The organism is Rothia sp. HMSC072E10 (assembly GCF_001813965.1).
GTDB classification, from domain to species: domain Bacteria; phylum Actinomycetota; class Actinomycetes; order Actinomycetales; family Micrococcaceae; genus Rothia; species Rothia mucilaginosa_A.
In genome coordinates, this window is the sequence record NZ_KV814491.1 from 902,676 (window position 1) to 913,060 (window position 10,385).

Genomic DNA, 10,385 nt, shown 5'->3' on the forward strand with positions numbered 1-10,385 from the left:
GTCTGTCAGCTGGTGCCGGTGGTCGTGGGTTCCCACGGTGCCGATTCTACGCCGGCCCCGCGAGTTCGTCGCCCTAGTTTGCCGTCTTCTCGTGAATGTAGCGAACCAGGTCGGTCAGTACCTGCGGGTCGGTGGTCGGGGGTACGCCGTGGCCGAGGTTGACCACGTGCGAGGGGGCGGCGGAGCCTTCGGCGAGGACTTCGTCCACGTGCGCGTAGAGGCTTTCGGGGCCCGCGGCGAGCAGGGCCGGGTCGATGTTGCCCTGCAGGGGCACCGCGCCGTTGAGCAGGGTGTTAGCGGCGGAGAGCGGCAGGCGGTAGTCCACGCCGATGACGTCCGCGCCAGCCTCGTGCATCGCGGGCAGTAGCGCGGCGGTGCCGGTGCCGAAGTGGATGCGCGGCACGCCGTACTCGCGCACGGCGTCCAGGGTCTCGGCGGAGTGCTGCTGCACGTAGCGGCGGTAGTCGCCCTCGCCGAGGGAGCCCGCCCACGAGTCGAAGAGCTGCACGGCGGAGGCGCCCGCCTCAATCTGCGCGCGCAGGAACTGGCCGGCGGTGCGGGCGGCCCAGGAGGCCAGCTCGTGCCAGGCGGCGGGGTCGGCGTGCATCATGGTGCGCGGGCGCAGGTGGTCGCGGGAGGGTCCGCCCTCGACCATGTAGGCGGCGACGGTGAAGGGTGCGCCGGCGAAGCCGATGAGCGGGGTGTCGCCGAGCATTTCGACGGTGGCGGCGATGGCCTCACGGATGGGGTCCAGGGCGCTCTCGGTCAGCTCGGGCAGGGCGCGCACATCCTCGAGGGTGCGCACGGGGCGGTCGAGGACCGGGCCCTTACCGGGCACGATGTCCACGTTGACGCCCGCGAGCTTCATGGGAATCACGATGTCGGAGAAGAAGATGCCGGCGTCGACCTTGTGGCGGCGGACGGGCTGCACGGTGATTTCCGCGGCAAGTTCGGGGGTGAGGCAGGCTTCCAGCATGGGGATACCCTCGCGTACCCGGCGGTACTCGGGCAGGGAGCGGCCGGCCTGGCGCATGAACCAGACGGGTCGGTGGCTTGAGGGGCGGCCGGTGAGGGCCTGGAGCATGGGCGAGGATGCGGCGGTTCCGGCGCGCAGGGGGTGCTGCGCGGGCAGGTGCGCGAGCTGCTCGTCGGTAAGCAGGGGGCGCTGTGCGTCGGTGGGGTGCGTGGGCAGGGTCTGCGAGGGTGCAGAGCTTTCGGCCGGAAGTGTGTGCTGCTGGTTTTCGCTCATAGTGTCTAGTGTGACAGGTTTTGTTAGGGGTTTTTATGACACTTTGTCACGCTTAGGTTCCCCCATGGTTCACTATGCTACATATCAGGCTTACCTTATCTGGCCCGCGATTCAGCGGGCGCGAGGCGAGGCTATTCGCGGCCACCTATGAATAAAACCCCTAGTGGGAGGCTTATAGGGCACTGTTTGGTGCACCGAGAGCCACACGGAAGTGATTATTTATACATTGGGTCATATGACCCGCGACGACCCGCGTTTATTTTCCTTATCTCTCGTGCCTATTTTTTGAGCCCTTTAGAAAGTACTTGCTCCCCGTTATTCCTCATCCGCACCCCGCCAACATGACACTTCATGAAGTCACTTAGGTTATGCGCGCTTTACAGCCCGTCACCCCCGGCGGTTATGATTAGTCACTAGTGAGTACTTATGCATTTGTGGCATCGCACCACACAGTAGATCTAACCACCGTCGCTGCCCTGAGCGCCGGTGCCTCTGGCATACCCGACGTCCTCTCTAGCGACGACGCCCGTCAGCTGGGCGTGACCGGTTCGGTGGTCCTGGCCACCTGCAACCGCCTCGAGATGTACGTCCAGCTCCCCATTGCCGCGCACCTGCCCGCCATCCGCGACATGATTACCTCCAGCATCTCCGGTCGGTCCGGGCTGGATTCCGCGCTCGTCTCCGGCAGCTTCGACCTGTACGAGGGCGAGGACGCCGTCCGCCACCTGCTGACGGTCGCCTCCGGCCTGGAGTCCGCCGTCGTGGGTGAGCGCGAGATCGCCGGCCAGGTACGCCGCGCCCTCGCCTCCGCCCAGGAGAAGGCACAGCGGGATGAGCGCCCCCTGCCCGGCGAGCTGGTTCAGCTCTTCGAACACGCCGCGCACACGGCCCGCCAGGTCGGCCAGCACACCCTCCTGGGCTCGCAGGGACGCTCCATCGTCTCCGTGGCCCTGGATTTGGCCGACGAGGTGACCGAGAAGGATTGGCCCACCCGCCGCGCCCTGGTGTTCGGCACCGGCGCCTACGCGGGCGCCACGATTGCGGCCCTGCGCGACCGCGGCTGCACCGACATCTGGGTGAACTCCCGTTCCGGACGCGCCCCCGAGTTCGCCGCCAAGCGCGATGTTTTCGCGGTGCCCGAGGGCGGCATGGAGCAGGCCATGGCCGAGGCCGACCTGATTATCGGTTGCTCGGGCGGCTCCGCGCCGCTTCAGCCCGAGCAGATTCCCGCCGGTCACCACACGATCCTCGACCTGGCCCTCTCGCGCGACTTCGATCCCTCTGTGGCCGACCTGCCGAACGTCGAGCTGATTACGCTCGAGTCGGTGCGCCTGGCCGCCCCCGAAGAGACCGAGGAGGCCGTGGCCACCGCGCTGCGCATCGTGGAGTCCGAGCTGGCCGCCTTCCTGTCACGCCAGCGCGCCCGCACGATTGACTCGGCCATTGTGGCCCTGCGCTCGCACACGATGGCGGTGCTCGACTCCGAGCTGGAGAAGGCCCGCAACCAGTTCGGATGCGGTGCCGCCGCCGAGCAGCTGGAGATCGCGATGCGCCGCACCGTGAAGTCCCTGTTGCACACCCCGACGGTGCGCGCGAAGATGCTGGCGGCCCAGGGCCGCACGGACGAGTACGTGCACGCACTGGAGGTTCTGTACGGTATTCAGGTTGCTGACGACTAGGCGATAGAGCTTGTGTATTGGGCCCGGCGAACATGCGCGCCGGGTCCTTTCCGTGCCCGCTGTACCCGGCATATGCTCAGCCCGGCTCGCTCTCAGCCCGGGGCGAAGTGCCCGCGGCGGTCCGTACCGCGGGGCACTCGCGCGCTAGAGTAGAGGGTAGAGACAGAACGAAGCAGAGGCGCGCCCCGACCGCGGTTGGCCGGCGGCGAGTCCCGAGAGCATCCGCAAGGAGAACCATGGAAATCAAGATTGGCGTTCGCCACAACACCCGCGAAATCGTTGTCGAGACCAGCGAGGCTAAGGAAATTCTCACCGAGAAGGTCACCAAGGCCATCGAGGACGGCTCGATCCTGGAAATCATGGACGATAAGGGCAACACCACCCTGATTCCCGGCGGCCAGATCAGCTACGTCGAGCTCGGTAGCGACGCCAAGCGCCACGTGGGCTTCGGCATCGGCGCCTAATCGCCGCATCGTACCCTGCACGCCCCGCCCTCCGCGATTCACCCGCGGAGCGGCGGGGCGCTGCGCATCCGCGGGGCCTCTCGCAGTATTCCTCGCCCCTTTCCGCGTTCCTCCCGCACGCCTCCGCAACGGCTGCGAGGGGCGTACACCACAGCCTCCCGATGGTGCGTTCCGGAGCGATCCGGGTTAATATTGAGGGGTTAAGTGAATGACCGGTCGTACCCACCCTGTACCCCGAGGATCACGCCGCAGCGCGGCACCGCACCCCGGCACCCCCTACGCCGGGCGGCGAGCCCGCAACACCGCACCGGCCCACCCGCCGGAGCGACCCGAGCGCGGCGTTCTCGACAGAATTTCCCGCACTAGAATTTCCCGCGGCCGGCTTTCGATATCGACCGGCCATTGCACAGCCCCGCTGGCACTGGCCCCTACCCCTTCGGGGAGACGACACACCCCGCGCGCGGGGTAGAAAGATACGGTCCAGTGACTGAAACGAACACGCAGGAAACCACTCAGCAGCCCAAGTCCTTCGCCGACTTCGGCGTTCGCCAGGACATTAGCGACGCCCTCGCGGCGGTTGGCATCACCTCCCCCTTCCCCATCCAGGAGCTGACTCTTCCCGTGGCCCTGTCCGGCCAGGACATCATCGGCCAGGCCAAGACCGGTACCGGTAAGACCCTCGGCTTCGGCCTGCCCACCATCCAGCGCGTGGTCGGCCGCGACGACGAGGGTTGGGCCGACCTGGAGTACCCCGGCGCACCCCAGGCCCTGATTCTGGTTCCCACCCGCGAGCTCGCCATTCAGGTGGGCGACGACCTGGCCATCGCCGCGAAGCTGCGCAACGCCCGCGTCGCAACCCTCTACGGTGGCGTGCCGATTGAGCCGCAGGCCGAGCTACTGCGCCAAGGCCTGGAGGTGGCTGTGGGCACCCCCGGCCGCATCATCGACCTGTACAAGCAGGGTTTCCTGAACCTCAAGCAGGTCAAGATTGTGGTCCTCGACGAGGCCGACGAAATGCTGGACCTGGGCTTCCAGCCCTCCGTGGAGAAGATTCTCAGCTACCTGCCCGAGAAGCGTCAGAGCATGCTGTTCTCCGCCACCATGCCCGGCCCCGTGATTGCCATGGCGCGCCAGTACATGACCAAGCCCATGCGCATTAGCGCCGCCGACCCCGAGGACGCCTCGAAGACCAAGGCATCGATTCGCCAGGTCGTCTACCGCGCCCACCACCTCGACAAGGACGAGATGATTGGCCGCATCCTGCGCGCCACGGGCCGCGGCCGCACCATCATCTTCACCAAAACCAAGCGCGATGCCGCACGCGTGGCCGAGGAGCTCGTCAACCGCGGCTTCGCGGCCGCTCCCCTGCACGGCGACCTGAACCAGGTGGCCCGCGAGCAGGCGCTGAAGGCCTTCCGCACCGGCAAGGTCGACATCCTGGTCGCCACCGACGTGGCCGCCCGCGGTATCGACGTCGACGACGTGACCCACGTGATTAACCACCGCGTGCCCGAGGACGAGAAGACCTACCTGCACCGCACCGGCCGCACCGGCCGCGCGGGCAACGAGGGTACCGCGATCACCCTGGTGGACTGGGACGACCTGCCCCGCTGGAAGGTCATCAACGACGCCCTCGAGCTGGGCGTGCCCGAGCCCGTGGAGACCTACTCCTCCTCCGAGCACCTCTTCTACGACCTAAACATTCCGCGCGGCACGAAGGGCCGCCTGCCCCGCGAGGAGCGCGTGGCCGAGGGCATGGGCGACGAGTTCTTCGCTAACGCCCGCGAGGAACGTGAAAGCCGTGACGGTCGCGGTTCCCGCCGCGATTCCCGTGGACGCGGTGGCCGTTCCCGCGACGGTGAGAAGGGCAGCCGCCGCGGTCGCGGTTCCCGCGATGGCGAGAAGAGCGGCCGTTCCGAGGGCCGCCGCCGCTCCGCACGTTCGGCTGAGCGCTCTTCCGAGCGTTCGGGTTCTGAGTCCGAGGCACCCCGCGCCGAGCGTGCGCCCCGCCAGCGTCGCCGCACCCGCCGCGTTGAGGGCCAGCCGGTGGAGGGCAAGTCCGCGGAGCGTCAGCCGCGCCGCCGCACCCGCCGCCGTTCCTCCGAACGTTCCGGCGCCGAGCGCCCCGGTGCTGAGGGCTAGGGTTGGGTATCTCAGCATCCTCGGCGCCCGCCGTGCCCTCCCCCGCCGAGCCGGGTGACGCCTCCGCGCAGCCCGGCCTGCGTTCGGGCACGTTCGACCCGCAGGGCCCCTCCCTGATTGTGCAGGCCGATAACCTGCACTACCTGCGCGAGCTGCCCGACGGCGCGTTCACGGTCATCTACATTGACCCGCCCTTCAACACGGGCAAGAAGCAGACACGCCGCACGCTGAGCTCGGAGGCCTCCGAGAAGGGCGACCGCACCGGGTTCAAGGGCAAGAGCTACTCGAGCACCCTGCAAACCCTGGCGAGCTACAACGACTCCTTCGAGGACTACTGGGCGTTCCTGGCCCCGCGCATTGAGCAGGCGCACCGCCTGCTCGCGCAGGACGGCACCCTGTACCTGCACCTGGATTGGCGCGAAGTGCACTACGTGAAGATCATGTGCGACATGATTTTTGGGCGTGAGAACTTCATTAACGAGCTGATTTGGGCGTACGACTACGGCGCGAAGTCCACGCGCCGCTGGCCGACCAAGCATGACAACATCCTCGTGTACGCGAAGGATCACCGCAGCTACTACTTCAACACCGCCGAGGTGGACCGCGAACCGTACATGGCCCCCGGCCTGGTGACCGAGGAGAAGGCCTCGCGCGGCAAGCTCCCCACGGACGTGTGGTGGCACACGATTGTCTCGCCGACCGGCAAGGAGAAGACCGGCTACCCCACGCAGAAGCCCACCGGCCTGCTGCGCCGCATGATCGCGGCCAGCTCCCGCCCGGGCGATTGGGTACTGGATTTCTTCGCGGGTTCGGGGTCGACGGGTGCGGCGGCGGCTCAGCTGGGCCGCAAGTTCGTGTGCGTGGACCAGAATCCCCCGGCGATTGAGGTCATGGCGAAGCGCCTGAACGTGGACCCGGTCTCTTTCGAGGCGTACCGCGGCGTGCCTCGCGGGGCGAGCGTGCTGTTTACGCCCAAACGCACGGTGGGCGTGCGCGGCGGCACGAGCCGAGACGCGCTGACTGCGGCGAGCCGCCACGCGCTCAAGGCTGTGCTGGAGACGCTGACCGAGACGACCCGCCCGGTTGAGGGAGCCTCGTGCAAGTTCGTGCGTCACTCCTCAATGGATGCGGTGGATCGGAAGATGCGCGTCGACGGGCGGAACGAACTGCGCCGCCAGCGCCAGCGTCAGGCGCGCGCGAAGGCTCGCGCGGCGCGGGCTGCGGAGGCGGCCGCCTCCACGGCCGATGAGGTGCTGCAGCACCGGGCCTCCCGCGAGAGCCTGTAACCGCGCGGCCGGTTCTGCTTTTCGGGCCGGCTCAGCTCGTTCGACCTGCCCGGTAATTCAGGCCGGTTTAGCCGCGCCGCCAGGGGCGCAACCCGTATGCGAAAAGGGGCGGGACGGAATCTTCTGAGGTTCCGTCCCGCCCCTTCGTGGGTTCGTTGAATAGGCGTGAATAGGCGTGAATAGGTGCGGCCCGTCAGCCGCCCTACGCGATCTGTTCGCGGATGCGCGCCACCGTGGCCGCGTCCGTCGTGTTTTCGCCCAGCAGGTTCGGCTTGCCCGCGCCGTGGTAGTCGCTCGAACCGGTCACCAGCAGGTCGGTGCCCGCCGCGCGGCGCTCCTCAATAAACTTCAGCAGGCGCGCGCGGTCTTCCGCGGAGTTCTCGCGGTGGTACACCTCAACGCCGGCCAGGCCCGCATCCACCAGCTTGCCCAGGTAGTCCAGGCTCAGGGCGGGCCCGCGCATCGTGCTCATGGGGTGCGCGATGACCGGCACGCCGCCGGCCTCGCGGACCAGGCGCACCGCCTCCACCGGGTCCAGGGCCTGCTGGGGCACGTAGTAGGGGCTGCCCGTGTAGAGCAGGCGGTTGAAGGCCTCGGTGCGGTCCCGCACGATTCCGGCGGCGACCAGCGCGTCGGCGATGTGCGGGCGGCCCACGGCGGCGTTGCCCTCCCCCACCTGCGCGAGCACGTCGTCCCAGGTCAGCGGGTAGTCGGCGGCCAGGCGCTCGAGGATGGCGCGGGCGCGGCCCTCGCGGCTGAGGCGAATCTGCTCCACGCGGTGTGCAAGCTCAGAGTGCACCGGGTCGAATCCGTAGGCCAGCAGGTGAATCGTCTTCGTGCGGGGGCGGTCCTCGGTGTAGTGGTAGCGGCAGGAGAACTCGGCGCCGGGCAGAAAGTCCAGGCCGTGTTCCTCGGCCAGGCGGGAGGCCCTATCCCACCCGGATGCGGTGTCGTGGTCGGTCAGGGCGAACCCGGCCAACCCGGTTTGGGCGATGAGCGGCACCAGCTCTTCAAGGCTCTGGGTGCCGTCTGAGATAGCGGAGTGGATGTGCAGATCGTAGCGTCCGTTGTGCTCTCGACGTTCCGGGGTCGTCGGGGCTGTCGGGTTCGTCTCTGCCTGGCTCATGTGCCGCTCCGTCTCCTCACCCCGTACGAGCACCCGCGCCGCCTCACGCGGCGGGGCCCGTTTCTCGGGGATTTGTGTCTGAATGGTGTCTACGGTGTCTTTCTCTTCTTCCACCCTACCAACATTGGCGGCGGCCCACCGGCTATTTGGTCGTGGGGACCCGAATATGCGCCCATCTGTGGCGAAGGCGATATGATTAAGGCATGACTGAGAACAATAAGAAGAGCACCGAAGCTCAGAAGACTGATCACCGCAGCACCCCCAAAGCGTCTGCGTTCACCGAATTCATCGCTAAGGACTGGGCCAAGGCCGAGGACGGAGGCTACACCCGCGAGCCCGTAGCAGACTACGCAGCTGAGCGCCGCGCCAAGATTTCCAAGGCATTCCCCGGCGAGCGTCTGGTTCTGCCCGCAGGCCCGCTGAAGGTCCGTTCGAACGACTGCGATTACCGCTTCCGTCCGCACTCGGCCTTCGCTCACCAGACCGGTCTGGGCGTCGACCACGAGCCGGACGCCGTGCTGATTTTTGAGCCCGTCGAGGAGGGTACCGGCGACAACGGTTCCAACCACGAGGTGACCCTGTACTTCCGCCCGCTGGCCGGCCGCGACACCACCGAGTTCTACGCCGATGCACGCTACGGCGAGTTCTGGGTTGGCCCCCGCCCGACCCTGAAGGAGTTCTCGGAGCGTTTCGGCATCCGCACCCGCGACCTGTCCGAGCTTGAGGTGGCCATCACCAAGAACGCCGGCAACCAGGGTCTGGGCGGCGTGAACATCCGCCTGGTCCGCAACGTTGACCCGGCTGTTGACGCTCTCGTTGACACCTCCCGCTACAACACCGGCGTAGAGCTGGAGCAGGCTGACAAGCTGGACTCCGAGCTGGCTGTGGCTCTCTCCGAGGCTCGCCTGATTAAGGACGCTATCGAGGTTGAGAACCTGCAGCGTTCCGTTGACATGACCGTCAAGGGCTTCGAAGAGGTCGTGCGCGAGCTGCCCAAGGCCGTGAAGCACCACCGCGGCGAGCGCGTGGTTGAGACCGCGTTCTTCTCCGTGGCACGTACCGACGGTAACGACCTGGGCTACGACACCATCGCGGCCTGCGGTAACAACGCAACCATCCTGCACTGGATTCGTAACAACGGCACCGTGGACGAGGGCAAGCTGCTGCTGCTGGACGCCGGTGTTGAGGACGACACCCTGTACACCGCTGACGTGACCCGCACCTTCCCCGTGAACGGCAAGTTCACCGAGGTTCAGGCGAAGGTCTACAACGCCGTGCTGGAAGCTGCCGACGCCGCATTCGCTGTGGCTAAGCCGGGCACCAAGTTCTACGAGATCCACGAGGCCGCCATGAACGTTCTGGCGCACCGCCTGGAAGAGTGGGGCCTGCTGCCGGTTTCCGCCGATGTTTCGCTCACCGTTGAGGGCGGTCAGCACCGCCGCTGGATGCCGCACGGCACCAGCCACCACCTGGGCCTGGACGTGCACGACTGCGCGCAGGCTAAGGCTGAGCTGTACATGTGGGCTGAGCTGGAGCCAGGCATGGTCTTCACCATCGAGCCGGCCCTGTACTTCAAGGACGAGGACCTGTCGGTTCCCGAGGAGTACCGCGGCATCGGTATCCGCCTTGAGGACGACGTGCTCTGCACCGAGGACGGCAACGTGAACCTCTCCGCTGCACTGCCTCGCACCGTCGAGGAGATTGAGGAGTGGATGGCTAAGCTCTCCAAGGAGGCGTAACCCCATCCCCGCCGGACGTACCGGTTAATGCCGGTTGTCTATGCATGAGGAAAGCCCCTCACCGATTCGTTCGGTGAGGGGCTTCTGCATGGCGCTCCAGAAATTATCTGGATAATCCATACGCGTAGTGCTCACTAAAGATATGGTTGAGGGGCGCTCGCAGGCACGGCGACTGCCGCACACGCGAACGCCCCCACCCATCACATCATCGGTCAATAAACCAGACGGTCGGTCTACTTGTCGTCGTCTACAGGGTAGAGCCAGCCGCCGTATGCGCAGTAGCGCTTACCGTCCTTCTCGGTGTAGTAGGCGCCCACAAATTCCTTGCTCTCGCACTTCTGGATTGCTTCCTGGGCTCGTTGCTTAAGCCTTGCGTCCCTTTCTGCGCGCACATTGTTACCCAGAACGAAGGTGACCATCGCAACCGCGACCAGCACGAGCGAAATGATAGCCATGGCCTTGCCCTTGCCGGTGCCGCGCTTGACCATGACCAGGGCAATAACCGCGAAAATAACGGTCGGGATTGCGGTAAATGCGCCCAGGATAATGAAGCCGGTCAGGGCGGAGATAATGCCCAGAACCAGTGCGGTTACTGCCGCCCACTTCTTCTTTTTCGGCGCCTCAACAGGGCTGGATGCGGGCTGTGCGGCGGGTGCCTGCTGGGTGGATTGCGGCTGCTGCGGTGCGGCCGGCTGCGGGG

Annotated in this window: 8 protein-coding genes; 5 read left to right on the plus strand and 3 right to left on the minus strand. The window is 66.6% G+C overall.

All coding sequences use genetic code 11. From position 1 onward, the window contains the following. Nucleotides 1-73 precede the first annotated feature (73 nt). Nucleotides 74-1,249, minus strand: coding sequence for a uroporphyrinogen decarboxylase (hemE, locus tag HMPREF2944_RS08835; protein ID WP_070682474.1), 1,176 nt, complete (start codon nucleotides 1,247-1,249; stop codon nucleotides 74-76). A 416-nt stretch (nucleotides 1,250-1,665) separates the two neighbouring features. On the opposite strand from hemE, the gene HMPREF2944_RS08840 reads away from it, so the two are divergent. The 4 genes from HMPREF2944_RS08840 (at nucleotide 1,666) to HMPREF2944_RS09525 (ending at nucleotide 6,820) form a co-directional block, all read left to right on the plus strand. Further along, nucleotides 1,666-2,928 carry a glutamyl-tRNA reductase gene (locus HMPREF2944_RS08840; RefSeq protein ID WP_049343916.1) on the plus strand — a complete coding sequence of 421 codons (1,263 nt, stop codon included), beginning with the start codon at nucleotides 1,666-1,668 and terminating at the stop codon, nucleotides 2,926-2,928. A 236-nt stretch (nucleotides 2,929-3,164) separates the two neighbouring features. Continuing rightward, a complete protein-coding gene (locus HMPREF2944_RS08845; RefSeq protein ID WP_049332104.1) occupies nucleotides 3,165-3,392 on the plus strand; it encodes a DUF3107 domain-containing protein in 228 nt (75 codons plus the stop codon). A gap of 483 nt (nucleotides 3,393-3,875) precedes the next feature. Beyond that, nucleotides 3,876-5,534: a DEAD/DEAH box helicase gene (locus tag HMPREF2944_RS08850; RefSeq protein WP_070682476.1), complete on the plus strand. Its 1,659-nt coding sequence runs from the start codon at nucleotides 3,876-3,878 to the stop codon at nucleotides 5,532-5,534. Nucleotides 5,535-5,536: 2 nt separating this feature from the next. Continuing rightward, complete coding sequence (locus HMPREF2944_RS09525) at nucleotides 5,537-6,820, plus strand: DNA-methyltransferase (RefSeq protein WP_070682478.1); 1,284 nt, start codon at nucleotides 5,537-5,539, stop codon at nucleotides 6,818-6,820. Between the two features lie 202 nt (nucleotides 6,821-7,022). On the opposite strand, the gene HMPREF2944_RS08860 is transcribed toward HMPREF2944_RS09525, so the two are convergent. After that, entirely contained in the window at nucleotides 7,023-7,946 is a 924-nt protein-coding gene (locus HMPREF2944_RS08860; protein WP_080974919.1) for a PHP domain-containing protein, read from the minus strand. A 203-nt stretch (nucleotides 7,947-8,149) separates the two neighbouring features. Between HMPREF2944_RS08860 and HMPREF2944_RS08865 the strand changes: the two genes are divergently transcribed. Continuing rightward, the gene (locus tag HMPREF2944_RS08865; protein ID WP_070682480.1) at nucleotides 8,150-9,685 is read left to right on the plus strand and encodes an aminopeptidase P family protein; all 1,536 of its coding nucleotides are present in this window, start codon (nucleotides 8,150-8,152) and stop codon (nucleotides 9,683-9,685) included. A 233-nt stretch (nucleotides 9,686-9,918) separates the two neighbouring features. Here the strand turns inward: HMPREF2944_RS08865 and HMPREF2944_RS08870 are convergent. Then, nucleotides 9,919-10,385, minus strand: a 467-nt coding sequence (locus HMPREF2944_RS08870) for a DUF4190 domain-containing protein (protein ID WP_070682482.1), incomplete at its 5' end; no start/stop codon positions are given.